The 25,628-nt window shown below is 60.3% G+C and carries 20 protein-coding genes; 13 read left to right on the forward strand and 7 right to left on the reverse strand.

Going from position 1 to position 25,628, the window contains the following annotated elements:
- Positions 1–21: 21 nt before the first annotated feature.
- The gene (locus GS614_RS14770; protein WP_171726670.1) at positions 22–378 is read right to left on the reverse strand and encodes a nuclear transport factor 2 family protein; all 357 of its coding nucleotides are present in this window, start codon (positions 376–378) and stop codon (positions 22–24) included.
- A 182-nt stretch (positions 379–560) separates the two neighbouring features.
- Here GS614_RS14770 and GS614_RS14775 point away from each other — a divergent pair, with 182 nt between their 5' ends.
- The 3 genes from GS614_RS14775 to fdhF all read left to right on the forward strand — a co-directional run bounded on the left by GS614_RS14775 (position 561) and on the right by fdhF (position 6,028).
- Entirely contained in the window at positions 561–1,442 is an 882-nt protein-coding gene (locus tag GS614_RS14775; RefSeq protein ID WP_152457190.1) for a LysR family transcriptional regulator, read from the forward strand.
- Between the two features lie 85 nt (positions 1,443–1,527).
- Positions 1,528–3,231, forward strand: coding sequence for an NAD(P)H-dependent oxidoreductase subunit E (locus GS614_RS14780; RefSeq protein WP_171726671.1), 1,704 nt, complete (start codon positions 1,528–1,530; stop codon positions 3,229–3,231).
- Between the two features lie 13 nt (positions 3,232–3,244).
- Positions 3,245–6,028 carry a formate dehydrogenase subunit alpha gene (fdhF, locus tag GS614_RS14785; RefSeq protein WP_171726672.1) on the forward strand — a complete coding sequence of 928 codons (2,784 nt, stop codon included), beginning with the start codon at positions 3,245–3,247 and terminating at the stop codon, positions 6,026–6,028.
- A 272-nt stretch (positions 6,029–6,300) separates the two neighbouring features.
- Here the strand turns inward: fdhF and GS614_RS14790 are convergent, their stop codons facing one another.
- The 4 genes from GS614_RS14790 to GS614_RS14805 form a co-directional block, all read right to left on the reverse strand.
- Positions 6,301–10,389: a translocation/assembly module TamB domain-containing protein gene (locus GS614_RS14790; RefSeq protein WP_253285385.1), complete on the reverse strand. Its 4,089-nt coding sequence runs from the start codon at positions 10,387–10,389 to the stop codon at positions 6,301–6,303.
- Positions 10,386–12,194, reverse strand: coding sequence for an autotransporter assembly complex family protein (locus tag GS614_RS14795; RefSeq protein WP_171726673.1), 1,809 nt, complete (start codon positions 12,192–12,194; stop codon positions 10,386–10,388). The genes GS614_RS14790 and GS614_RS14795 overlap by 4 nt, the downstream gene beginning before the upstream one ends.
- Before the next feature lie 152 nt (positions 12,195–12,346).
- Positions 12,347–13,333, reverse strand: coding sequence for a type I glyceraldehyde-3-phosphate dehydrogenase (locus GS614_RS14800; protein ID WP_171363675.1), 987 nt, complete (start codon positions 13,331–13,333; stop codon positions 12,347–12,349).
- Between the two features lie 54 nt (positions 13,334–13,387).
- Positions 13,388–13,711, reverse strand: a complete 324-nt coding sequence (locus GS614_RS14805; RefSeq protein ID WP_170344942.1) for a hypothetical protein — start codon at positions 13,709–13,711, stop codon at positions 13,388–13,390.
- Positions 13,712–14,037: 326 nt separating this feature from the next.
- On the opposite strand from GS614_RS14805, the gene GS614_RS14810 reads away from it, so the two are divergent.
- Positions 14,038–14,394: a hypothetical protein gene (locus GS614_RS14810; protein ID WP_171170891.1), complete on the forward strand. Its 357-nt coding sequence runs from the start codon at positions 14,038–14,040 to the stop codon at positions 14,392–14,394.
- 15 nt (positions 14,395–14,409) lie between these two features.
- Here the strand turns inward: GS614_RS14810 and GS614_RS14815 are convergent, their stop codons facing one another.
- On the reverse strand, positions 14,410–15,345 hold the full coding sequence (locus GS614_RS14815; RefSeq protein WP_171726674.1) for a glyoxylate/hydroxypyruvate reductase A: 936 nt from the start codon (positions 15,343–15,345) through the stop codon (positions 14,410–14,412).
- 130 nt (positions 15,346–15,475) lie between these two features.
- On the opposite strand from GS614_RS14815, the gene GS614_RS14820 reads away from it, so the two are divergent.
- The 4 genes from GS614_RS14820 to GS614_RS14835 all read left to right on the forward strand — a co-directional run bounded on the left by GS614_RS14820 (position 15,476) and on the right by GS614_RS14835 (position 18,154).
- On the forward strand, positions 15,476–15,703 hold the full coding sequence (locus GS614_RS14820) for a hypothetical protein (protein WP_171330097.1): 228 nt from the start codon (positions 15,476–15,478) through the stop codon (positions 15,701–15,703).
- A gap of 7 nt (positions 15,704–15,710) precedes the next feature.
- Positions 15,711–16,517 (forward strand): thioesterase family protein, encoded by an 807-nt coding sequence (locus GS614_RS14825; protein ID WP_171726675.1) that lies wholly within the window; start codon positions 15,711–15,713, stop codon positions 16,515–16,517.
- 72 nt (positions 16,518–16,589) lie between these two features.
- Complete coding sequence (locus GS614_RS14830; protein ID WP_171726676.1) at positions 16,590–17,237, forward strand: DUF1007 family protein; 648 nt, start codon at positions 16,590–16,592, stop codon at positions 17,235–17,237.
- A complete protein-coding gene (locus GS614_RS14835; RefSeq protein ID WP_171232606.1) occupies positions 17,222–18,154 on the forward strand; it encodes a nickel/cobalt transporter in 933 nt (310 codons plus the stop codon). The genes GS614_RS14830 and GS614_RS14835 overlap by 16 nt, the downstream gene beginning before the upstream one ends.
- Before the next feature lies 1 nt (position 18,155).
- Here the strand turns inward: GS614_RS14835 and truA are convergent, their stop codons facing one another.
- Complete coding sequence (gene truA / locus GS614_RS14840) at positions 18,156–18,923, reverse strand: tRNA pseudouridine(38-40) synthase TruA (RefSeq protein ID WP_171726677.1); 768 nt, start codon at positions 18,921–18,923, stop codon at positions 18,156–18,158.
- 107 nt (positions 18,924–19,030) lie between these two features.
- On the opposite strand from truA, the gene GS614_RS14845 reads away from it, so the two are divergent.
- The 5 genes from GS614_RS14845 to GS614_RS14865 all read left to right on the forward strand — a co-directional run bounded on the left by GS614_RS14845 (position 19,031) and on the right by GS614_RS14865 (position 25,538).
- Positions 19,031–20,446 (forward strand): YcjX family protein, encoded by a 1,416-nt coding sequence (locus GS614_RS14845; protein WP_171726678.1) that lies wholly within the window; start codon positions 19,031–19,033, stop codon positions 20,444–20,446.
- Complete coding sequence (locus GS614_RS14850) at positions 20,443–20,898, forward strand: GNAT family N-acetyltransferase (protein WP_171117459.1); 456 nt, start codon at positions 20,443–20,445, stop codon at positions 20,896–20,898. The genes GS614_RS14845 and GS614_RS14850 overlap by 4 nt, the downstream gene beginning before the upstream one ends.
- On the forward strand, positions 20,891–21,880 hold the full coding sequence (locus GS614_RS14855; RefSeq protein WP_171726679.1) for a YcjF family protein: 990 nt from the start codon (positions 20,891–20,893) through the stop codon (positions 21,878–21,880). Before GS614_RS14850 ends, GS614_RS14855 begins: the two co-directional genes overlap by 8 nt.
- A gap of 60 nt (positions 21,881–21,940) precedes the next feature.
- Positions 21,941–22,651, forward strand: coding sequence for a VIT1/CCC1 transporter family protein (locus tag GS614_RS14860; RefSeq protein ID WP_171170878.1), 711 nt, complete (start codon positions 21,941–21,943; stop codon positions 22,649–22,651).
- A 178-nt stretch (positions 22,652–22,829) separates the two neighbouring features.
- The gene (locus GS614_RS14865) at positions 22,830–25,538 is read left to right on the forward strand and encodes a DUF2339 domain-containing protein (protein ID WP_171726680.1); all 2,709 of its coding nucleotides are present in this window, start codon (positions 22,830–22,832) and stop codon (positions 25,536–25,538) included.
- Positions 25,539–25,628: the final 90 nt, after the last annotated feature.

Genomic DNA, 25,628 nt, shown 5'->3' on the forward strand with positions numbered 1-25,628 from the left:
GCCATTTGCCCTGTACCGACATCAGGGCGTTTCGTTCAAGCTGCATTGTCGAATCAGCCACCCGCCGTCCGGCTGTCTGTACAAAACGTTGAGAGATGTGCCGTCATCTGTCGTTCCTTCGCGGAAAGTCGCAAGGCACCAGCCGATTTGGCCGTCTATGCCAGCCTGCACGACTTCGATGACTTTGTCCTCGCCACCTTCCTCCAGCCATTCCGAATGTATTGTTTCAATGGCTGTTCGTCCTTTGGTTGCGGGGCCAAAAGGTGAGTATAGCTCTGCGTCTTCGGTGAAAAACGATGCGCACCCAGCTGCTTTTCGGGATCGGTAGCATCCGACATACGCATCAAACAGTTTTTGAAATACGTCTACAGCGGTCATGCGGTACCTCGCCTACTTGTTCCCAGCGCCCATTAATGGTGGGCATTCTTATACGACAAAGCACCAGTTTCCGACGCGCCCGCGCTGAAAGACGGTGCTTTCCCTGTACGGTAAAGACGGTGCTTTCCCTGTACGGTAATGCAGTTAGAGTGGTCTTTGGCCTGATGTTGGAAATTTGAATCATGATCGAAATCCGCGACCTGCAACTGCTCAGCGCGTTGGCGCGGCACCGTCATTTCGCCAAGGCCGCCGAGGAATGCGGGATTTCGCAGCCCGCCTTTTCCATGCGCATCCGCAACCTCGAGGATCGGCTGGGCGTGTCCATCGTCCGCCGCGCCAACCGGTTTCAGGGCTTGACCGAAGAGGGCGAGATGATTGTCCAACGGGCGCGGCGTATTCTCGATGACACCAAAGCACTGGAACAGCAGGTGCTGGCCACCAGGGGCGAGATCACCGGCACGCTGATCCTTGGCGTGATACCGACGGCCATCGCCTTTACCGGGCGCCTCACCAAACGCTTTCGGCAAGCCCATCCTCGCATCGTTACGCGCATCGAAACCATGTCTGCCACCGCCATTCAACACCGGCTGGACGAAGGAAGTCTGGACGCCGGGATAACATATGGTGACAGCATCGGGACTGATCTGCGACAGGTGCAACCTTTGTACGAGGAAACCTATGTTCTGCTGGTTCCGTCACACATGACGGACGAAACCGGCCCCTTGCCTTGGGCGCGCGTGGCTGAATTTCCGCTGAGCCTGCTCGAGCCGCAGATGCAAAACCGGCGTATTCTGGATCGTATCTTTGCCGAACAGGGGCTGCACCCGGACGTGGTCGCCGAAACCAGCGGATTCACCGCGTCGATGGTGATGGCACGCGAGGGGCTGGCTGCCACGGTTGTGCCACGTGTCCTTATTCGGGCATTGGGCGAGTTGCAGGGGACAAAGGTGCTGCCGCTGGTCGATCCGATTGTAAGTAAACCGATCTGTCTGGCCACCCTGAGCCGAGACCCTGAACTGCCCACGGTGCAGGCACTGCGCGCTGTGGTGACGTCTTTACGGTGATAAGATGTCGTTATCGTGCGATTGCAAAAAGCGATTTGACGATATGCTAGCCTGATGAGACACGGGGCCTGAATCGGAGGGCATCATGGCACCATTAGACACCAAGCCATCAGGCGCACCCAAGGGCGTCTGGAAGTCAGGTAAAGGCAAGGGGCGGCACACGCCCAAGGGCCGACAGTTTACGGATGAAGCGCAGGCCGAAATTGCGCGCCTGCTGGGCGACCGCCCACGCCGCCGCGACCTGCTGATCGAGTTTCTGCACCTGATTCAGGACACACACGGCTATATCAGCGCCGACCATATCGCCGCGCTGGCCGTCGAGATGCGGATCGGCCAAGCCGAGATTTACGAGACCGCGACCTTCTATGCCCATTTCGACGTGGTGAAAGAAGGTGAAACGCCGCCCCCCGCGCTGACCATTCGCGTCTGTGATTCCCTGTCCTGCGAAATGGCTGGTGCGCAGCAGTTGCAAAAAGCGCTGGAGGATGGGCTGGACCCGTCCGAAGTGCGCGTTCTGCGCGCGCCCTGCATGGGGCGCTGCGACACGGCACCGGTGCTGGAAATCGGGCACAACCATATTGACCACGCGACCCCTGAAAAGGTGCAGGCTTCGATTGCTGCGGGCGACACTCATGCCCATCTGCCCGACTATGAGACCTTCGCGACCTATGTCGAGAACGGCGGTTACGCCAAGCTGAAAGAGCTGCGCGAGGGCGGCGACTGGGAAGCGGTTCAGGAACAGGTTCTGGCCTCGGGTCTGCGCGGTTTGGGCGGCGCAGGTTTCCCGTCGGGCAAGAAATGGGGCTTTGTCCGCATGAATGACGGCCCGCGCTATCTGGCCGTGAACGGGGACGAGGGCGAACCCGGCACCTTCAAGGATCGCTACTATCTGGAACGCACGCCGCATGTTTTCCTCGAAGGGATGCTGATCGCCGCCTGGGCGGTTCAGGCAGAGACCTGCTTTATCTACATGCGTGACGAATATCCAGCCGTTCTGGAAATTCTGCGGCGCGAGATTGCCGCGCTGGAACAGGCCGGGATCGTCGAGAAAGGCTATATCGACCTGCGCCGCGGCGCGGGCGCTTACATCTGCGGAGAAGAATCCGCGATGATCGAGTCGATCGAGGGCAAAAAGGGCCTGCCGCGTCACCGCCCGCCCTTCGTGGCGCAGGTCGGCGTATTCGGCCGCCCGACGCTGGTGCACAACGTGGAAACGCTCTACTGGGTGTCCAAAATCTGCCGGGAAGGTCCGGAGATCCTCAATTCGGTTGAAAAGAATGGCCGCAAGGGGCTGCGCAGCTATTCGGTCTCGGGCCGGGTGGCCAAGCCGGGCGTTTACCTGCTGCCGGCAGGGTCGACCATTCTTGACGTGATTGATGCAGCCGGGGGCATGGCCGAAGGTCATGTGTTCAAGGCGTATCAACCGGGCGGGCCGTCGTCAGGTCTTCTCCCCTCCAGCATCGACGACGTCCCGCTCGACTTTGACACACTACAGCCGCTGGGCACCTTCATCGGGTCTGCTGCGGTTGTGGTTCTGTCCGATCAGGACACGGCCCGTGATGCGGCGCTGAACATGCTGCGGTTCTTCGAGGACGAAAGCTGTGGCCAGTGCACGCCCTGCCGGGCGGGCTGCGAAAAGGCGGTGAAGCTGATGCAGGCCGAGAAGTGGGATACCGACCTGCTGGAAGATCTGTGCCAGGTGATGGGCGACGCTTCGATCTGCGGTCTGGGGCAGGCGGCCCCGAACCCGATTCGCCTGGTCATGAAACACTTCGCTGAAGAAATCTGAGGGAGACAGAGCCATGCTTGATGCAAGCCCAAACAAGACCGTCACCTTCAACCTGAACGGCGATGACGTCACCGTGCCCGAAGGCACCACCATCTGGGAAGCGGCCAATGGCCGTGGGCTGGTGATTCCGCATCTGTGTCACAAACCGGCACCGGGCTACAAACCCGATGGCAACTGCCGCGCCTGCATGGTCGAGGTGGAAGGCGAGCGTACGCTGGTCGCCTCGTGCATCCGTCCGGCGGCTGACGGGATGGTGGTGAAAACCGACACCGACCGCGCCGAGAAATCGCGCGCGCTGGTGATGGAACTGCTGGTGGCCGACCAGCCCGAGCAGCCGCATGATGCCTCGAGCCATTTCTGGGACATGGCCAAGCTGAACGACGTCAGCGACAGCCGTTTCCCGGCGAAAGAGGCCGAGAAGATCCCGTTGCTGGATGACAGCCATGTGGCGATGCGGGTCAATTTGGATGCCTGCATCAACTGCAACCTCTGCGTCCGCGCATGCCGCGACGTGCAGGTCAATGACGTGATCGGCATGGCCGGGCGCGGGCATACCGCGCAGGTGGTGTTCGACCAGAACGACCCGATGGGCGATTCGACCTGCGTGGCCTGCGGCGAATGCGTTCAGGCCTGCCCGACCGGCGCTCTGATGCCCGCCACCGTGCTGGACGACCAGCAGCACGGCGACAGCAAGGATTACGATTCCGAAACCGAAAGCGTCTGCCCCTTCTGCGGGGTGGGCTGCAAGGTCAGCCTCAAGGTCAAGGACGGCAAGGTCAAATATGTCGAGGGCATCAACGGCCCCGCCAACGAAGGCCGTCTGTGCGTCAAGGGCCGGTTCGGGTTCGACTATATCCACCACCCGCATCGCCTGACCAAACCGCTGATCCGGCGCGAGGATGCACCGTCAAAAGGTCTGAACGCTGATCCCGGCAACCTGTCGACCCATTTCCGCGAAGCGACCTGGGAAGAAGCGATGGATCTGGCGGCCACCAGACTGATGGCCCTGCGCGACCAAGACCCGCGCAGCGTTGCGGGCTTTGGATCGGCCAAATGCACCAACGAGGAAGCCTATCTGTTCCAGAAGTTCATCCGTCAGGGTTTCAAACACAACAATGTCGACCACTGCACCCGTCTGTGCCATGCGTCGTCCGTTGCCGCTCTGATCGAGAACGTGGGTTCGGGCGCAGTGACGGCGACCTTCAACGAGATCGAGAACGCTGATGTGGCGATCATCATCGGCGCCAACCCGATCGAGAACCACCCCGTCGCGGCGACCTATTTCAAGCAGTTCGCCAAGCGCGGCGGCAAGCTGATCGTGATGGACCCGCGCGGTGTCGGCATGCGCAAATTTGCGGACGAAATGCTGCAATTTCGGCCAGGTGCCGATGTCTCGATGCTGAACGCGATCATGAACGTGATCGTCGAGGAAGAGCTGTATGACAGCCAGTACATCCACCGCTGGACCGAGAACTGGGAGGCCGAGAAAGAACACCTGCGCCAGTTCACCCCCGAGGCGATGGCGCCGATCTGCGGCATCGAACCGGATCAGCTGCGTCGCGTTGCGCGCACCTTTGCAGAAGCCAAGGCTGGTCTGATCTTTTGGGGTATGGGCGTCAGCCAGCATATCCACGGCACCGACAATTCGCGCTGCCTGATCTCGCTGGCATTGATGACCGGGAATGTCGGCAAACGCGGCGCGGGTCTGCACCCTCTGCGGGGCCAGAACAACGTGCAGGGTGCATCAGACGCCGGCCTGATCCCTATGTTCCTGCCGGACTACAAGACGGTGACGGATGACGGCATTCGCGCGCAGTTCACCAATATCTGGAAATCGGATGATTTCTCGAACGAGAAGGGTCTGACCGTCACCGAGATCATTGACCAAGCCTATGCGGGCAACATCAAGGGCATGTACATTCAGGGTGAAAACCCGGCCATGTCCGACCCGGATGTTGGCCACGCTCGTGAGGCCCTGGCCAAGCTTGACCTGATGATCGTGCAGGACATCTTCCTGACCGAAACCGCGAACTATGCCGACATCATCCTGCCGGCCTCGGCGCTGTATGAAAAGAACGGCACGGTGTCGAACACCAACCGTCAGGTGCAACGTGTCCGTCCGGCCGTGGCACCTCCGGGTGAGGCACGTGAGGATTGGAAGATCACGGTCGAACTGGCGCAGCGGATCGGGCTGAACTGGGACTACTCCGATGTGTCCGAGGTCTTTGCCGAGATGAAACTGACCATGGAGTCGCTTGACAACATCACGTGGGAACGGCTGGAAACCGAGACGATCACCTATCCGTCGCTCAGCGAAACCGATCCCGGCCAGTCTATTGTGTTCGGCGATGGTTTCCCCCGCGCGGGTGGCAAAGCAAGGTTCACTCCGGCCAATGTCATCCCGCCTGATGAGGCGCCCGATGATGAATACCCGATGATTGCCACCACCGGCCGTCAGCTGGAACATTGGCATACCGGTTCAATGACCCGACGGGCAAAGGTTCTTGACGCAGTCGAGCCAGAGGCCAATTGCTCGATGAACCCGCGCACGCTGAAGCTGATGGGGATTGAGCCGGGCGAAATGATCCGCCTGACCACGCGTCGTGGTTCGATTGAAATCATGGTGCGCGCAGACCGGGCCATTGCCGAAGACATGGTGTTCATCCCGTTTGCCTATGTCGAAGCGGCGGCGAACATCCTGACGAACTCGGCCATCGACCCCTACGGCAAGATCCCCGAGTTCAAATTCTCGGCCATTCGTGTCGAAAAGATCGAGGATGCGATGGCAGCGGAGTAAGATCGCGGCCAGACTGAACAAGGGCGGCCTCTGGAAGGGGGCCGCTTTTTTCTTTGCTGCGCCGTCGTTCAAACGATTGCCCCATCTGACTTGCCCCGGCAATTCGTCGGGTTTTAAATTGGCCGCGGCACCACGCAAATTTCCGCGCTGGCGATTGCATCGCGACCACCAACGAAATCGGAATCAGGCGTCGACAAGACAATTTGAACACCCGTCACCTGCTCGTGCGACATGAACGGGAGGCTCAACTCGGTTTCTTTTTTGACTGTTGGTCAGTAGTCACGCTCGAAGAACACACCCACGCCGGTCTCTCCTCGGCCATCGACCGTACCGCGCACCGTGAAATTGTCCGTGACATCGAGGTTCAGGTTCACTTCGGTGTCACCTTCGGTGTTCACGGTGAAGTCCGTATAGAGGTTTTCACCCAGGTACGCGCCCGCGCCCAAACGGCCCGCGCCGCTTTCCGAAGCTCCTATGTCGACCGTGTCGACTCCGGTGGAGTCGCGGAGACCTTTGGTTGCATCCCCTCCCGCACCGCTAAGCTGCGCCAGTGATGCTGCCATTTGCGCGATCAGGAAAGGCGAGATTTCTGAAAACCGGTTCCCGAACAGCAACATTGCCAGTGCTTCTTCAGCCGGACGTTCGGGGTCGGAAAACACATTGACCTCAGGTGAATCCAGCGGGCCGGCTATTTCGATCGTTGCGGTGCCGTCAGACGTGCTGGCTGAAGACTCGAACTCGATATACGGGGTCAGGTCGCCCTGCAACGTGACGATCCCCTTGGTCAGTGCCAATCTGCGGCCCAGAATGTCGAAATTCCCCCGGATCAGTTCGATCTGACCGGACGGAACGACAGAGGCAGTGGTGCCGCCGATGAAAATTCGACCACCCAGTTCAGCGTTCACCCCGCGCCCTCTGACGAAAACCGCTTTGGGTGCAAGCAGGCTAATATCCAGCGCAATACGGGATGCGCTTTTCTCCGATCCTTCGGTCACGACCAATCCGGCCCGCTCTCGCGTGACGAAACCGGCGCGACTTTCGTTGATGTGCTGGATGTCCGGGATAGGTGCCGCGCCTACCGCGCCGGACGCGGCGGCAAGGTTGATGTTGGTTTCGTCAAACGTGATCTGACCGGCAAGCGAACTGTTTCCGGCCAACGCCCCGGTCATGGCAATCTGACCGTTCAGGGTGGTTTCATACAGCAACCGGTCTGTCAGCACCAGGTTGTTCAGGGTGGTGGTAATCTGGGCGTTGAACGGAGGGGTCAGGTCAACAGGCCCGTTGACGGTAAAGTTGCCGCCCGCCCGAACTCCGCCATTCAGTGTAATGTTTGCGCGACTTTGCGCCAGATCCACCTGACCACTGATCCCGGTAATGGTCTGACCAGCACCCGGAATGGCAAGGGATGTGCCCGAAGTGGTGACCGAACCGCTCAGCGACGCCAGCGCCGGAGCACCTTTGAGTGCCAGATCGAAGCGCGCCGACCCGTCGATCTTGTTGGGTGTGATGAAGACATTCGCGATCCCAAGGTTGATGCCGCCCTGTGCCTTCAGATCCGCCTGACTGCTGGTTTCATCAAAAGTGCCGGCCAACGTGGTGTCTATGTCGGCAGGCCCTTGCGCCTTGGCGTCAATCGTCCAGACACCGTTATCGCGTTTGGCCGTTCCCTTTGCTGCCACAGTGCCGGGAAATTCGGGAACGAACCGCTCGATCCGGTTGAGTTTGGCGTCAAAATCCACATCAGCCGAGCCATTCTGGCCGACCGTTCCTTGAAGGCTGGCGAAAGAGCTGTCAGGCCCATCCAGGCGAGCAGTGCCTTCCAGTCCAGAGCCGGTCGGAGCGACGTTCCCGCTCAGGTTCAGCGGGCCGGACAAGGTTTGCGACAGACGGGCAAGGTCATCCAGTTTGGCGGAAAAGTCCAAACCGCCGGCGTCTCGGTTCAGCTTGCCCGATGCATTCGCCGAAAGGGCGGTTCCAATCAGTTGGAACGTACGGATATCCAGGCCTTCATCGTTGTTCATCGCGTCCACGGTCAGGTTCGTTCGCCCCTGGATCAGGTCGTCAACGGCGTCGATCCCGGTTTTGATATCGTCCGCCGCCAAATTGCCTTTTACGTCGAACGCTTTGCTGCCGACTGCGCCCTTGCCGGCAACATCCGCTCGGATCGCCCCTGCCAGATCGCGTTTTGCAAGGCTGGAAAACGGTGACAGGTCCGGGATGTTCACATTGACCTGCCCGTCAATGGCAAGGGCTTTCCTTGGATCGTCTATGGTAACAGAGGCCTTGGCGGTCAGGGCTGAACCGTTCACCGATGCGTCGCGGATAACAATCTGTTCTTGGCTCAGCGCACCGTCGAACGTGATCTCGTTGCGACCGACCAAAAGCGGGTCGATCTCGGTTAGACCGGTTTTGATATCCCGGCCCGATACGCTGGCCGTTCCGTCAAACTCCAGCGTCTGAACGGTTCCCTTTCCGTTCAGCTTTGCTTGCACCGCACCCCCAAGCTCGCGGTCGGCAAGGCCGGAAAACACGGACAGGTCCCGGGAATTGACCGTCGCCTGACCATCAATCGTCACGTTGCCATCAGGGGTCGTTACCGTGCCGTCGGCCTGGGCGCGCAAGGTATCACCGATCAGGGTGAAATCTCGGATGGTTACGCCATCTGCACCGCGCCTGGCGTCGAGCGTTACTGTTGTATTGCCCTTGATCACCGGATCGATGTCATCACGCCCGGTCGAGAGGTCGGTTCCTTCGACCTCCAGTGTGCCGTCGAAACTGCCTTCCAGTGGCGAGCCTTGACCGTTTAGACGGGCCGAGACCTGGCCTCCCAGCTCCAGTTGGGCCAGTTCCGAAAACCGGGACAGATCCGCGGCTTCCAAAGTGGCGGTGCCGTCGACGGCCAGACCGGTGGACAGGCCGCTGACCAATGCGTCGACGCCCAATTCGTAATCCGCACCAACCAGTTCGAGACCGGTCAGGTTCAGGGATTGGTCACTGCCATATTCGAAAGTGCCATCCAGAGTGACGAGGTCGCCAATTGCTGCATTCAGGGCCTTGTCCGCCAGGTCAATACCGTCCAACGCGGCCTGCAGGTTGCCATTGATTTTTAGCACTGCGCCCTGTTCGAGGGTCCCGTGAGCAGTAATTTGCGCGCGCTCCAAATCAACCTGCTCGGCCTGCACGGCGTTTGCAGTCAGGCTCAGATCCCAATGATTGCCGTTTTTTTCGTCGTACAGCGCTGAAATCTGTGCTGCTCCAACGGACGTGTCACCGCCCGAAGCTGGAAGAGTTACCCTTTCACCCTCCGGCGGCGTTATGCGTCCTTGCAGGGCTGCGAGTTGCAATCGCCCACCTGCCGCCAACTGTAACTGGCCTTTCAGGTTCAGTGCTTGTGACGAGATCTCAAGCTCGTCAATTTCCAGCGCACCTTCAGGTTGGGTTCGCCCATCCACATAGAGCTGTGTTTTGGCACCGAAAAACGTATCCATTTCTTCAGCGACAAAAGGTGTCAAATCACCGCCGAGATCGGCAGTAAACGCAATGCCCTCTTCCGCGCTGGCCGCGGCAGTCGGGGCCGAGCGTAACCGAACCTGACCCGTCACCCGAGGCTGACCATCGCTGCTGAGACCGATATCGGCCGTAAAATCGGTCACGGGTCCGGATCCTTTCGCTGTCAGCGCGATAGGCGGGGTATCCGGCATTTTAAGAGCGGTCGAGATCAGGCCGCCCGCCGCCTCTGTCACCTGAAGGTCAAGATCGATCTGGCTGTTTGAATTCTGAAAGCCCGCTGTCAACTTGATTTCATCACCTGCCCGGTCCAGCCGGGTGATATCAAGGTTGGTGTCCAGCGTCCCGTCGGCCAGTGACAGGTTGCCACTAACCGCCAGTTCTGCGGCCACTCCGATCAGGGGCTCGCCCAAAGCCAGCTCGTCGATGCGAATTTCACCGATTTCGATGGCAACAGGCAGTTCAGGCAGTTGGAAGCCTTTTGCCTCTGCGGTTGGCGGCGGCGTGTCTTTGGTGGTGGTGCCAGGCGCGCGGGCAACATCGATCTCTTGCGCCGTCAGGGCATTGACTGAGAACCGCCCACGGATCAAAGCCAGCCGGTTCCAGTCAAGTTCGGCATCTTTTATGGTCAGCCAGACCCCTTCGTCATCGGCAACGGTGATCTCGGCAATCGTGGCACGTGAACTCAGTGCACCTTGCAGACCTTTGACAGTAACGTTCTGATCCTCGCCCGACAGGGTATCCTGCAGGAACCGCTCGATCATGCTGCCGCCTTCGTCCTCCTGCGGATGTCCGGCCACAGGCACGATTGCCAGCGCGCCGATCAGCAGAGGGTATGAAAGGTACCGTCTCAAAATGCCTGTCCTATCCCGATATAGAACTGTAGCCCGTCCCCGGTGGGACCGCTGACAGGATAGGCCAGATCAAGACGCAAGGGGCCAAACCCGCCCAGATCATATCTTACGCCAATACCGGCGCCCGAGTGATCTTCTTGCGCGCCGCTGCCGACAAAGGAAGATGTATCGACGACACCGTAGTCATAAAACCCAACCAGCGACAGGCTGTCAGTAACCTTGCCACGGATCTCGCCGGACAAGCCAATAAATGACTTGCCGCCCGCGATGCCGGTCCCGACCGGAATGCCAAGGCTTTCATAGGGTTGCCCGCGAACGGTTCCCGCACCGCCCGAGAAGAACAGAAAGTCAGGCGTGACGCCATCGGCAGGTGGGCCAATCACGGATCCCAGCTGCGCGCGACCGGCCAAAACGATCCTCCCCCCTGTCCCCAAGCTGGTATAGGCCCGCCCATCAAAGAAAAGGCGGAGGCCGGTATCCGTACCGGATATTCCGACAAAGGGCATGACTTGCGAGTCCAGATAGAATCCGCGTGTGGCGCTGACTTTGCTGTCGCGTTGGTCCCATTCAGACCGGAAGGGCAGGATGAAATACCTGAACTTGCGACCAGTGCCATATGCGTCGTCGGCGTCTGACAGCTGAAACCCGGCGGATGCCTCGGCATATAAGTTGTCGGAAAAAGTGCGGCGCGCACCATAGGCCAGCGAAGCCACCGTTACATTATAGTTTTCCGTGTTGCGGCGTTCCAGCAGGGCGCTCCAGAAGGTGTTGTCATCCGGGCCAAGCCGGTCAGGTTGATCCAGACGCAACCCGATCCGGCCATCAATATCCTCTGCACCGCCAATATTTCGAACCGCCACTTCGAAGCGCAGACGTTCTGCGCGCCTGAACATATTGCGATGGGTCCACGTCGCGGTCACATCAACACCATCGCGAGAGGCCAGTTCGACACCAAAGGTCAACCGACGTTTGGGCAGGTCTTCGAACGTGGCATCGAAATCCAGTGTGCCATCCGGATTCGGCGTCTCTCGTTCCTGCAACGAGACCACGTTGAACGTGCCGGTCCGGCGCAACCGTGTTCCCACCTTCTGGATTTTCTCAGGGGAATAGACCTCTCCGCTTGGAAACCCGGCGATCTTTTCGATGGATCTGTGGCGCACATCTGAATTGCCCTTGATGAACATCTTGCCAAATGTCAGCCTGCGCCCGGGATCAAGGTCGATCTGGGCATCCAGACGGGATTGGGCGTGGCGCGCGATGATTGTCTGACCCGCAATTCCGGCTTTTGCGTGACCCGCGTCCCTCCATCCCTGAACACCGGCCGAGGAGGCCTGTTGAATGGCACCGGTCGTCGCCAGTTTCCCGGGGGCAAAGTTTTCGGGCAGTTCCGTTCCGGGGGCCAGGGGCTTGACAGTGGCGGTGCCGAATTTGAAGCTTGGCCCGGTTTCAACGGTAATCGCAGCACGGTTTATTTGTGCAGGCACCGTGAGAGAGCTCAACTCGGCCGCCTCCTGTCCATCAAGCTTGATGCTGACGACCGGGCTGAAATACCCTTCGTCGTAAAGGATTTGCACGATCGTACGGTAATCCGACAAAGCTGCCGAGAGGATTTCAAGCGGGGTGTCGAGGCCGCGTTCCTCAGCGGTGGTTACTGAGGATGTCTCCTTGAGGCGATCAACCAGTTCTTTCGATGCGCCGGGGGCCGAAAGGGAGGTTTCCAGCGCCGCCAGCGTGGTTGGGGCCAAAGTCACAACTGTGGCCATCAGCCAGCGCCCCAGACGGCATTGCCGCTTGCTCCTTTGCATGAATTGCCCCAACTGTCCCAATTCCAGTTCTCTTGTCCGTGTCGTGCACGGCCCTTTGAATTCAGGTTAGAGCATCTGAAAGCGGATGGGGAAAGGAATTATACATGAGACGAGAATTTTTTCGGCCAAATTGTGTTGAGGTTGCCGCCAGGCTATTCGGCTGCCATAAGGCGGGCCACGTCCAGCATTCGCGCCGAGAAGCCCCATTCGTTGTCGTACCAACCAAAGACCCTGACCTGATTTTCACCCACCATACGGGTCTCGGGCCCGGCAACAACCAGCGATTCAGGGCGGGACCGCAGGTCGGACGAGACCAGTGGCAAATCAGTCCAGCCAAGCACTGGGGATGCAGCAACGGCCTGCTTCAGGGCTCGATCGAAGATCTCGGCGCTCATGCCGCGCTGCAATGTGACCACGAGGTCCACGGCTGACACACTTGCCGTTGGAACGCGGACAGCCGCGCCCGAGATACGCCCGGCCAGATGCGGAAGGACGACATCGATAAGGTGCATCGCGCTCGATGTGGTCGGAACCATCGACAGCGCCCCAGCCCGAGAACGGGCAAGGTCGCCACGCGGCGCATCCACCATCGGTTGGCTGTTGGTATAGCAGTGGATGGTGGTCATGTGCCCCGATGCAACACCGCCGATATCGTCGATGACCTTGACCAGTGGCACCAGCCCATTTGTGGTGCAGGAAGCGTTTGACACAATCCGGGCGCTGCCCAACTGGTCTTCGTTCGCACCCAGAACGATGGTGACATCAGCAGCGGGGGAGGGGCCTGAAATCAGTACTTTGCCTGCGCCCGCAGACAAACCGCGACGCGCAACGTCCGAACTGCGGGCGATACCCGTACAATCCAGCATGACGTCAACGCCCGACAGATCAACGCGGGACAGATCATCGCTGTGGGTCATGGGAATTGAGTGCCCATCCACGATCAGCGCGGCGTCCCCTGCGGACACATCGCCGGGATAGGGACCAAATGTGCTGTCGTATTTGAACAGGTATGCACAGGTGTCCAGCGGCGCGATGTCATTGATCAGCACCAGCTCGATATCTGACCCTGCCGGCAGGGCCAGAACCTGCCGCAGGATCGTACGGCCAATACGGCCGAATCCGTTTATTGCGAGTTTCATGCGCAAGCTATGGCAGGCCGGTCGGGCGACCTCAATGCCTGATCTGACGCTGTGTCAGTTGCAGCTGACCTGCGAGAAAAACTGGCCCGAGATGTTCTGATACATGCTGGCCACGATCGGCTTGCACCCGGTTGCCTGCTGAATCGCGGCAATTGCCTGAACGGTGCGCAGGCGCGGTGGCGGACCGAATGGGTTGAGGTTGTTGTTGTCACGCGTGGCGCGATAGACAACCGGCGCATCGGAAACCTGTGTCACCGCCCAGGTGCGGCTCATGACGAACACGGATTTGGTTTCTTCCTTGGCCGAGATGGGGGATGCAAAAAGGGCCGCGGATGAAGCGAGTGCTGCGACGGCCAGCAGGGCGGGGCGTAGTTTCATGGAACAATCTCCAGTGCTCAAAATCAGAATTTACTTGGATTTCAGCAAATTCCGGCCCGCCTGTGAAGCCCCAAGGTCAGAAATTTGCGACGCCACCCCGTCGGAAAGGTGTTACCGGCGAGCTGTGGGCAATGGCAAATGTCGGTTGCAGTCCCTGTGCCGCCAATGCCCGAACCACTCCGGATCGCCCGCGTTGCGGGCTTGCGAACAAAAGTCTCGCAGACAGGTCTTTCCGGGGTGTTTTGAAGGTTCGCGTCAGGGGCTTGGCCCTGCCGGATTAGAGGTATAACCTTGACCACAAATGATTTCAGCTCTGCGAGGCCGCCATGAATGCCCCATGTTTTACCGCCATCGCCGCATGCGGCATTTTATTGATGAGCACTGTGGTCGAGGCCAAGCCCCTTTCTCGAATCATAGCCGAGATGGGGTTGTCTCCGGCAGATTTCGAAGTGGTCAACGCAGCCTCGAACGCGCTTTTGACCAGCGGTACGCCTTCCGTGGGCCAGGAACGGTCATGGAAGAATGACGACACGGGTTCCAAGGGGACAATCCGGGTGCGATCGGTACAGGGAAATTGCGTTGGTCTTCAGCATGTGATTCAGCCGGAAGGCGGTGATCAGAGCAGGGAAATTCGAACCCGCCGCTGCAACGACGGCAACGGCAATTGGATCCTTACGCCCTGATCATCAGCTCAGAGTTCAGTAGCCCTGATCACGATTGACTTCATGCAGCAAGGCCGCGCCGGAACTGAGGCGTCGGAAGTTTTCAGCCACATCCGACAAGGCATCGCCCAGATGCCAGCCTGAAACATGTGGAGTGATCGTCACGCCGGGGTGGCGCCATAGCGGGCTGTCTTGTGGCAAAGGTTCCCGCGAGGTGACGTCCAACACGGCATGCCCCGGAACACCTGCGTCCAGTGCCGCGATGAGGGCGTCCTCATCAATCAGATTTCCGCGCCCCGCGTTCAGCAACTGACTACCGGGTTTCATCGCCGCCAGCATCCGGGCATCAAACAGGCCAGCGGTCTGAGGGGTCGAGGGCAGGATGGCGCAAACGTGGTCACATTGGCCAAGAAGCGCGGGCAACGCGTCCTGCCCGTGCATGCAAGTTACGCCTTCAATGGCTTTGGGCGTCCGGCTCCAGCCCATGACCTGAAAGCCCACGGCGTGCAGCATCCGCGCGGTGCGGGCGCCGATGTGGCCAAGACCCAGAACACCGACCACGGTGTCCGGCGTAAAAACCGGTGCGCGCGGGGACCATTCGGCGCGGGTTTGGGCCGCTTCGTGAAACGCCATGTGTCGCTGAGCGCGCAGGATATAGGCCAGAAACCACTCGGCAATGCCCTGTGCCGGTGCGTCAGGCTTCAGGCGGGCGATGCGCACGTGACCGGGCAGACCGGGATGGCTGACAATGGTCTCGACCCCTGCGCCCAGCTTTTGAACCAGTTTCAGGTTCGGCAGTCGCGTCGGGTGGTCACGTTGCATGTCAACCACGGCCAGCATCATTATGTCATCCGGATTGCCCAACGTTTCGGCGGTGCGGATATCCGCATCCGGCAACACCGCCTGTAAACTGCGGGCAATTTCGTCATCACTTATCCAGTTGGACAGCCCGGTTTCGATCAACAACGCCATGTGCGGCTCCTGCATATGTTTGATGTGGTGACGTCCCGTCACTGCGGTGGACAGGGCCCGGGCAGTTAAGCCATCCTTGCGGCAAAAGTATAGCCCGGACCCGGTGCTTCAGAGGGACATTTCCGAAAACATGACATTCAGCCTGGCCGTGCAAATTCATGATCATCTGCAAGACGTTGCTGATATGACCGGGGCCGAGGTCATTCGGATGGATGACGCATGTGTCCCTGGCGGTGATGGCGAAACTGATCGCAAGGCCGGCGTGTCAAACAAATTCGCCCCCAAAGTCGGAACGGGGAAAGTGTTTGAACGCCTGGGTTCAGACAAACGGAAACGATTTGCGCAAGAACAGACCTGAGGATCACATGGCCGAAGCGCTCGACTTTACCAACACGACCTATTTTCATCAGCGCGAGGACGGGGCGTTTGTTGGCAACGATGCCGCGCGCGGGCCTTGGTCTGCCGCACATTGCCACGCGGGGCCGGTCAGCGGTTTGATCGTTCGGGCCGCTGAAACCGAAATCGGCCCCGAGAAGATGCTGACCCGACTGACTGTCGATTTGCTGAGGCCGCTCCCGCTGGCCGGGCTTCGCGTTGCGGCAGAGACCACGCGCCACACAAAGACGCTCGGGACCACGCGGGTCACGGTGCACGATCTCGACGATACGTTGTGCGCCACGGCAACAACCATGCACCTGTTGCGGCGCGATCTGGGGCAGGTGCCGAATGTCGAGATGGATGCGCCGAAAATAGAGAACGTTGTCGATGGCCCTTTTCCGATAGGTGAAATTCGCCACGACCTGCCAAGCTTTGCCCATTACAGCGATATTCGCTATCCCGCAGGGGGAAAACAGGGGGCCGGACCCAAAACGATTTGGATGCGTACTCCGCAGCTTTTGCAAGGCGAGGATCAATCGCCCATACAGGCCCTGTGCCCGTTGGCCGATTGCGGAAACGGTATCTCATGGAATGCGCCGACCACGGAAATGGGGTTCATGAATACGGACCTGACTGTGCATATCCACCGTGAACCGGTTTCGGATTGGCTGGCCTCAAAATCGATTTCGCATTGGCAGCCTTCCGGCATCGGCATGTCTCAGTCCGTCCTCTTTGATACACAAGGTCCGGTGGGCACAGCGCTGCAAACACTGGTTCTGTTTCCGCCGACCTGATGGTGGGCCGGATTTCGCATCGGGAGTGAAAATGTCGTTGCCGCCACGCGGAGGGAGACCTATCTTGCGCCTATGCGTTACCTTATAACCACTTTGATCCTTTGTTTACCGATGCAGGCCAACGCCCACCCGCATGTCTTCATTGATACCGGGCTGGAGTTCGTCGTGGATGACGCTGGTCAACTGACCCATGTTCGCGTGACCTGGGCGTATGACGAATTCTACTCGTTGCTGGTTCTGGAAGACATGAAGCTGGATCAGGATGCTGACGGCGTTCTGACGGAAAGCGAAGAACGGTTCCTGACCGGGTTCGATACGCAGTGGGAGGAAGGATATAACGGCGATCTTGTCGTTACCGCAGACGGAAACCACGTCGCGCTGTCGGGCCCGATGGAGGCGCAGGCGACAGTTGAAGACGGACGCGTTGTCACCACGCATCTCAGGGCGGTGGAGGCCGGTTCCGTCGCGGCCGCGGCGCTGTCTGCGAAAGCGTTTGATGAGACGTTTTATACCGCCTACGAGGTGACGCGGCCCGTGACCGTGACGGGCCCCGCCGCGTGCCAGATTGACCGGTTTGACCCGGATATCGACGGCGAACTGGCCCAGATGCAGGCCTTTCTGCTGACCCTGGACGCCGACTATGACCTCGAGGAAAATGACATCCCTCTGGTCGGTGAACGTTTTGCGACCGAGATCCGCGTTTCATGTCCCGCTACCTGATCCTGCCTGTCGGCCTGGCGATTGTACTGCTGCTCTGGTTTTGGGGCAGCGGAGGCTTTGACAGTCTTGCGGCCTGGGCTGCGGGGGAGCAACGAGAATTCCAGAACCAGATCGCCCGATCCTTGCGTGCCGCGCGTGCCGAGCAACCCGAGGCGGTGGCAACGCTGTTGACAGTCTGTTTCGCCTACGGGTTCTTTCATGCCATCGGCCCCGGCCACGGAAAGGTCCTGATCGGGGGTTACGGTTTGGGTCGGCGTGTCGCCTTCTGGCGGTTGTCGGCGATCAGTGTATTGTCCAGCCTGGGGCAGGCGGTGACGGCCGTCGTCTTGGTCTATGCCGGGGTGCTGGTGTTCCAGATGTCCCGTGAAAGCCTTGTTGGAACGACGGAACAGGTCATGGCTCCGATAAGCTACGGAGCGATCGCCCTTATCGGTCTTTGGCTGGTGGCCCGGTCCTTGCGCAGTTTTGCAAAGAGACGAACCACGTCGCCCCATGATCACCACCATCACGAAAACGATCACTCGCATCATCCCCACCATGATGGCGAAGTCTGTTCAGATTGCGGCCACCGCCATGGCCCGACCGCGCAGGAAGTTGCAAATGTGGGTTCACTGCGCGAGGCCCTGATCCTGATTGCGGGCATCGCGGCGCGACCGTGCACGGGGGCTTTGTTCGTGCTGATCCTGACGTGGCAGATGGGCATCGCGATGGTCGGTATCGCCGGGGCTTTTGCCATGGCATTGGGCACGGCGCTGGTGACGACACTGGTGGGATGGACGTCCTTTGGCCTTCGCGGAGGTCTGCTGGCCTCAGCCTCAGCCACACGGTTCGCATCGGTGCTGGCCCCAACAATCGAACTGGTGGCCGGGCTGATCATTGCCGTGATCGCAAGTGGTTTGCTGCTGCGTGCGATTTAGGTCAGTCGAAAACCGGTTCCGGATACCCGACCCGCGCCAGATACAGCCCCTGCGGCGGGCACACTGGACCGCAGGCCGCACGGTCGGCAGCTTCCAGCGCCTCGCGCACCTCTTCCGGGGTCCACGCTCCGGCGCCCACACGTTCCAGCGTTCCGACGAAACTGCGCACCTGATTGTGCAGAAATGACCGAGCCCTTACGTGGAAATGAACTTCGGGGCCGGAAAAGCCCTGAACCTGTTCAACCCGCAACTCATCCAGAGTTTTGACCGGGCTGGCCGCCTGACAAATCGACGACCTGAAGGTCGTGAAATCATGGCGACCCAGCAGCATGTTCGCCGCTTCCTGCATGGCCTCGACATCCAGCGGATGATTGATCTGCCAAACCTGCCCTTTGTCATGGGTTGCAGGCGCGCGCCTCATCAGGATGCGGAACAGGTATTGCCGTTCGACCGCCGAAAACCGCGCGTGCCAATCGTCGGTCACGCGCACGGCGTCCACGATCGCCACCGGCTGCGGTTTGAGGTGATAGTTCAGCGCCTCGGACAGGCGGAACGGGTCCCATTCCTTGGCCATGTCGCAATGAGCAACCTGACCCAACGCGTGAACGCCGGCGTCGGTGCGCCCCGCGGCTGCAATCGTATGCGCACCCGGCTGGATACGGGACAGGGCCTCTTCGATGGCACCTTGTACCGACGGCTGATCCTTTTGCCGCTGCCATCCGGCAAAGGGTTCCCCCTGGTATTCGACTTTCAACGCGTATCTGGGCATGTGCCGCTGGTACAGCGCGGCGCGGGAACGGGCAAGGGGGCGAAAGCGCTGGTATGTGCGGTACCCGCTACCTATCTTGGGTGAAACGATAATTGCGGGGCGACAGATTGGTCATCTCATCACTGGCAGACAGTCTTGTGCGCGGCGTCGAAACCATCGGCGACAGCGTATCCGAGACGTTTTTTGAGCCTGTCATCCGCCTGGGTGTCACCGGGTTGGCGCGGTCGGGCAAGACGGTTTTCATCACCTCGCTGGTGGCGAACCTGCTGGATCGGGGGCGCATGACCGGGCTGGTTGCGCAGCAGGAAGGTCGGATCAATGCCGCCTATCTGCAACCGCAGCCGGATGACACCGTGCCCCGGTTCGATTATGAAACGCACCTGTCCGCCCTAACGGGTCCGACACCGCACTGGCCGGACAGCACGCGCGCGGTGTCAGAGCTGCGCCTGTCCTTCAAAGCCCGCCCAGCCGGCTTGCTTGCCGGCTTGCAGGGACCGCGCACCGTTCATCTGGACATCGTCGATTACCCCGGCGAATGGCTTTTGGATCTGGCCCTGCTGGACAGGTCTTATGCAGACTGGTCTCGGGAAACACTGGAACGTATCGAGGCCCGCTCGGAGGCAGCCGAGTATTTGGGGCAGGCCCATGCCGCAGACCCGTCCGGCGCGCATGACGAGCCGACAGCGCAGGCGCTGGCATCCTCGTTCACGACCTATCTCAATCAGGCGCGTGACGCGGGGTATTACGACTGTACCCCCGGGCGGTTCCTGCTGCCGGGGGACCTGGCCGGATCTCCGGTTCTGACCTTTGCGCCGTTGGTGGTGTCTGGCCCGTCGCGGCGCAGAACGCTTCAACGCGAGATGGAACGGCGATACGAAGCCTATAAAGCCCAGGTCGTGAAACCGTTTTTTCGCGATCATTTCTCGCGCATCGACCGGCAGGTGGTTCTGGTCGATGCGCTGGGCGCTATTCACAAAGGTCCTCAGGCGGTCGAGGATATGCGCCGCGCCATGGCTGATATCCTGTCGGCCTTTCGCCCCGGCCGAAACGCCTGGCTCAGCCAATTGCTGCTGGGCAAAAGGGTTGAACGCATCCTTTTTGCGGCGACAAAAGCGGACCACCTGCACCACATGCAGCACCCCCGCCTGACCGCGATTATCGAGGCGTTGACGCGCGAGGCGCGTGATCGGGCGAATTTCGCCGGAGCCCGGACCGAGGCCCTGTCTCTGGCTTCGCTGCGTGCCACGACCGAAGAACTGCGCCACCACGACGGGACAGACTTGCCATGCGTTCGGGGTACCCTGTTGGAGAGCGGCAAACAGGCCGCCTTCTACCCGGGAGAATTGCCCGAGGATCCAGCGCATCTGTTGGGTCCGGCCCGCAACGGGGCTGATGCGTGGTTGGGCGAAGATTACGGCTTCATGGCCTTTGCCCCGGCAAAGCTGTCGCTGAAACCCGGTGATGGCCCGCCGCATATCCGGCTGGACAGGGCGGCACAGTTCTTGATCGGAGATCGGTTGTGACGACAATTCTGCGCCACGCACGCCCGACGGATGCGGGCACCATCGGGTCGATCCTGCACAATTTCGCCTTGGAAAAAGACTGGATGCCTGAATTGCACAGCTGCGCCGAGACGATCGCTTTCTGTGGTCGAATGATTGATCTGGAATGGGTGACCGTGGCCGAAACCGAGGCCGGCGTTGTTGGTTTTTTGGCGCTCGACGGTCGTGAAATCCATTCGCTTTATCTGGATGCTTCGGTTCGGGGCCGCGGGATTGGTCGGCAATTGCTGGATCACGCCAAATCGGCCCGCTCAGAGCTGAGCTTGTACGCGTTTCAGGACAATGCCCGAGCCTGCCGGTTTTATGAACGTAACGGCTTTGCCGAGGTGGCTCGCAGCGATGGGGCGGACAACGACGAAAACCTGCCGGACATACGGTTTGTCTGGCGCAGCGAGGATGTGATCAATGGCTAAAGGCCCGGTTTTGATCGATCTTGAAACGGATGAGCCCCCTGCCGATGTCGCCAAGGCCCCGCCGGTGCCGGACATCGCGCAACCACAAGGGCAGGCGATGCAAAGCGCGGCGCGGCTGGCGGCGCGCAAACCATCGGCTCTGGCACGCTGGTTCTGGGGGCTTGCACTGGCAGTGATCGGGGCGGCCGTATCGGTGGCCGCGTGGGATTTTGCAACTTCGCTGGTGGCGCGAACGCCTTTTTTGGGTTGGATCGTAACCGGATTGATCGCCGCTCTGGTTCTTGTGGCGCTTATGATCGCAATCCGTGAACTGGCCGCATTGGGGCGATTGTCCCGTGTGGATGGCCTGCGCCGGGCCGCAGATGCCGCGTTGGCTGAGGACGATCTGGCTCAGGCCCGCGCAGTCACCAATCGTATCATCGCATTCTACAAAGGCCGGGAAGACACGCGCTGGGGCCGCGAACGATTGACCGAGCGGATGGCGGATCAGTTCGATGCGTCAGCTCTGCTGGAACTTGCCGAAGTTGAGCTGTTGGCGCCTCTGGACGAAGCCGCCAGCCGCGAAGTCGAGGCCGCGGCCCGGCAAGTTGCAACCGTGACCGCATTGGTGCCATTGGCGCTTGCGGATGTGATAACCGCGCTGGCCGCGTCATTGCGGATGATCCGCCGGGTTGCCGAAATCTATGGCGGGCGCGCGGGTACGTTGGGCGGCTGGCGTCTGACCCGCAGTGTATTTGTGCATCTGGTGGCGACAGGGGCGGTTGCAGTCGGCGATGATCTGCTGGAGCCTGTCCTGGGCGGTTCCGTTCTGAGCAAACTGTCACGCCGGTTCGGCGAGGGTCTGGTCAACGGGGCCCTCAGCGCTCGTGTGGGTGTGGCCGCGATGGAGGTGTGCCGCCCGTTGCCCTTCTCGGACAGGCACAAACCTTCGACGCGGGGCGTCATCAAGCGCGCCTTGCAGGGCCTGTTTTCCAAGGGTTGATCCAAAGCAAGGCGCCCCGGCCTGCGGTTCGGCACACTGAATGTGTCAAAGGAGCCAGCCATGACGGATCACGGTCACAGCCCGCAGGAAATCGCCGAACGGATCAACGCGCCGCCCGGACGCGGCGTGTTGCGCGATGTCGTATATGGCGGCATCGACGGGTCCGTCACCACATTTGCCATTGTGGCAGGCGTTGCAGGGGCAGGCCTTTCCCCTTTCGTTATCGTGGCGCTTGGCCTGGCGAATGTTCTGGCTGACGGATTTTCGATGGCGGCGGGCAATTATTCGGGCACCAAGGCCGAGCTGGACAACATTCGCCGCATCCGCGCGGTCGAGGAACGCCACATTGCGTTGTACCCGGATGGTGAGCGCGAAGAAGTGCGAGAGATCCTTGCGCAAAAAGGGCTGTCTGGCGACATTCTGATCGATGCCACGGCAGAGATCACCTCGAGCAACGAAAACTGGATCAACCTGATGATCGAAGGTGAATATGGTCTGGGCAGTGTCGACCCGCATCCGATGAAAGCCGCATTGGCCACCTTCTTTGCGTTTCTGGTGGCGGGGATGATCCCATTGCTGCCGTTCCTGGCGTCCGTGCCGAACGCGTTTGCGATCTCGGCCTGGATGACCATGGCTGTCTTTTTCGCGATTGGCGCGCTCAAAAGCCGGTGGTCACTGGCCCCCTGGTGGCGGTCGGGGATCGAGACGTTTTTGATCGGCGGGCTGGCCGCGCTGATCGCGTATCTCGTCGGGTCCTTGTTCCACCCATAAATTTTGCGCCGCTGGGATGACGGTTCTTGCGGCAGGCGTTACCGCAGACCCCGGACCTTTTCAGGCCAACGATCGCGCGCCTGACGATTTCGGTGTTTTAGATCGGGTCACGGCTTTCCTGACTGTCACTTCCGGACGGCTCAAGATAGCTTGACCTTCAAAAGGATCGGAGACTCGGTTGGAATCGCTGCTTGTTCTTGTTGGCCTGATTGTTCTGGCCATCCCTGTGACATTGATTGCCCTTTTGGTCGGGCATTCCCGTTTGCGGCGCCGGGTAGAGCAGCTGGAAGCGCAAATCGACGCCTTGGCCTCAGGCGATGCGACCGTCCTGCCGCAACCGGAACAGGAAACGCCTGCACCGCAACCTGCTGCTGAAGAGAAGCCGCGCAGGCCGGCACCCTGGTCGGTTCCGAAACGGCAGGAAGACAACAGTGCCGACGCTCAGGATGCAGAGGTTTCTTCATCGGCTGTCGTGTTTCGCCATGACAGGTTTGCGGCTTTGGGCGCGTGGCTGCGCGAGAACTGGTTTTATGTGGTTTCGGCCCTGTCTCTGGCATTGGCCGGTATTTTCCTTGTGCAATACGGCGTCGAAAACGGTTTGCTGCCGCCGGCGGCCCGTGTCGTCGCTGCCCTGGGTTTCGGCACTGTTCTGATCCTCGGAGGAGAAGTCCTGCGCCGCAAGTTCGGTGATGACGAAGCGGTGGCAACCGCCTATCTGCCCTCGGTCTTTTCCGGTGCCGGGCTTGTCACTTTGTTCGGGGCGATCCTGTCCGCGCGCCAGCTGTACAACCTGATCGGTGCCGAAACGGCACTGGCAGGGATGGTCGTTGTCGCGCTGGTGGGGCTCGTTCTGGGGTGGTTCCATGGTCCGCTGCTGGCTGCGGTCGGTCTGATCGGTGCCTTCGCGGCGCCTTTCCTGGTCGGAGGCGCGTCCGATGATCCGTCGTGGCTTTACGCGTATTTCCTGCTGGTTGCCGTCTTGGGGCTGGGTATCGACACGGTACGGCGCTGGGCATGGATCTCGGTCCTGACACTGTTCGGGGCCTATGCGGCGAACCTGCTTCTGGTGATGGGCGCGCCGAGTACGGAATCGGGATACCTGTTCGCGGCAACGGTGCTGGCGCTTTTGGCAACCGCCATTCCGGTGCGGCGCATTTGGCCAAATCACGCGGGCCCCATGCTGACTGAGATGATCCGCCGCCCAAAGGCCCGCCCCTGGCCAGAATTCCCAACTCGACTGGCCGCCGGGGCCATCGCGGCAAGTACGGTGATCCTGTCCTGGCATTGGGCGGACACGGAACCCGAATTCTGGTTGGGCGTGTGCCTGTTGTTTGCCCTTGTTCTGGCTCTGCTCCTCTGGGCCAAGGATGCACCGGCCCTTCGGGACCTGACCGTCCTGCCTGCGGCTGGTTTGGTGGTCTTTGTCGCCTCTCACGGGCTTGAGAATGGCGCGGTTCTGGACAGGTTTGCGGGCACTTACGCGGAAACGCCCGAGGCCGACTATCCGATGGTGGTGACTGTTCTGGTCGCTTTGGGAGGTTTGATGTCGGCTCTGATGGCGTGGCGGTCATTCAAGGCGAGCCAGTATCGCGCCGTCTGGGCCGGAGGAGCTGCGCTTTTTGCACCCATGTTGGCCATCGCGCTGGAAACAGGCTGGCATCCGGCTTCGGTAATCGGGGCTTATCCTTGGGCGCTCCACGCGATTGTGCTGGCTGTGTTGATGGTGGTTCTGGCTGAACGCTTTGCCCGCGTTGACGGCGATGACCGGATACGGGCGGCACTGGCCACCCTGTCCATGCTGTCGTGTCTGGTCTTTGCCTGCGTCATCGTGCTCAGCTCGGCGGCGCTTACGGTTGCTTTGGTCGCCAGCGTTGTTGTTGCGGCCGCGTTGGACCGCAGGTTCATCCTGCCGCCGATGAGCTGGTTCATCTGGGCCGGTGTCTTTACCGTCACGGTGCGTTTGGTGCTTGATCCCGGGCTGGACTGGGCCAATTCCGCTCCGGTGTCCGAGATGGCGATGGTCTATGGCGTGGCCACATTGGGATTTGTCGGGGGCTGGTGGCTTTTGCGTCCGTTGAAGCGCCCACTGGCGGCGCTGCTGCTGGAAAGTGCGGCCTGGGCGACATCGGGTATCCTGCTTTCCTTGCTGCTTCTGCGTTGGCTTGAAGGCTTCGGCGAGGGCGGCGCTGACAACAGCCATTGGGGCCTGGGTCTGTTGGCCGTCATCTGGCTTTTGCTTGCGTTCGCGCAGGTGCAGAGGTTCGGGCTGGGTGGCAAACTGAACTACCTGCGATACCTGCTTGCTATGTTCTTTGCGGGTCATGGCCTTTTCTATCTGTTGCTGGCATTGGCGGACCAGAACCCCTTGTTTGATCCGAATGCCGATCCGGTGCTTGGGCCGCCGGTTTTGAATACGCTGGCCGTTGCCTATCTGTTGCCCGCATTGGCCATCGGCGGATCGGCCTGGAGGATCCGGGAAATGCCGAAACCGATCATGCAAGCAAGCTTTGCCGTTTCAGGGACGTTGGCCGCAGTTTGGTTGGGTTTGACGATCCGTCACGTCTGGCAGGGCGCGGCGGGGATGTATGAAGGCAACGGCGTCACCCAGCCGGAACTGTATACCTACACTTTGGTGCTGCTGCTGATCGGGGCCGCTCTGTTCTATCAATCTCTTGCCCGCCGATCCGACCTGATGCGCAAGGCAGGGCTGGCGGTGATCGGGCTGGCGGTGGCCAAGGTCTTCCTGATCGACATCGCCGGTCTGGGCGGCCTGATCCGGGTGTTTTCGCTGTTGGCGCTGGGCCTTGCGCTGGCCGGTCTTGCGTGGCTGAACCGGTGGGCAAAACTGCGCCATTCGCCGCAGCGGGCAGAACCTCTGGACCATTAGGTGCAGGCGTCATATAAGCGCGCCATGCATGACCGGATGGCCATCATTATTCGAATTATATCCCCGGCGCTCTGACCTCCTGAGACGCCG

Origin of the sequence: Ruegeria sp. HKCCD6604, from assembly GCF_013110635.1 — a bacterium.
In the GTDB taxonomy this organism is placed as follows: Bacteria; Pseudomonadota; Alphaproteobacteria; order Rhodobacterales; family Rhodobacteraceae; genus Ruegeria.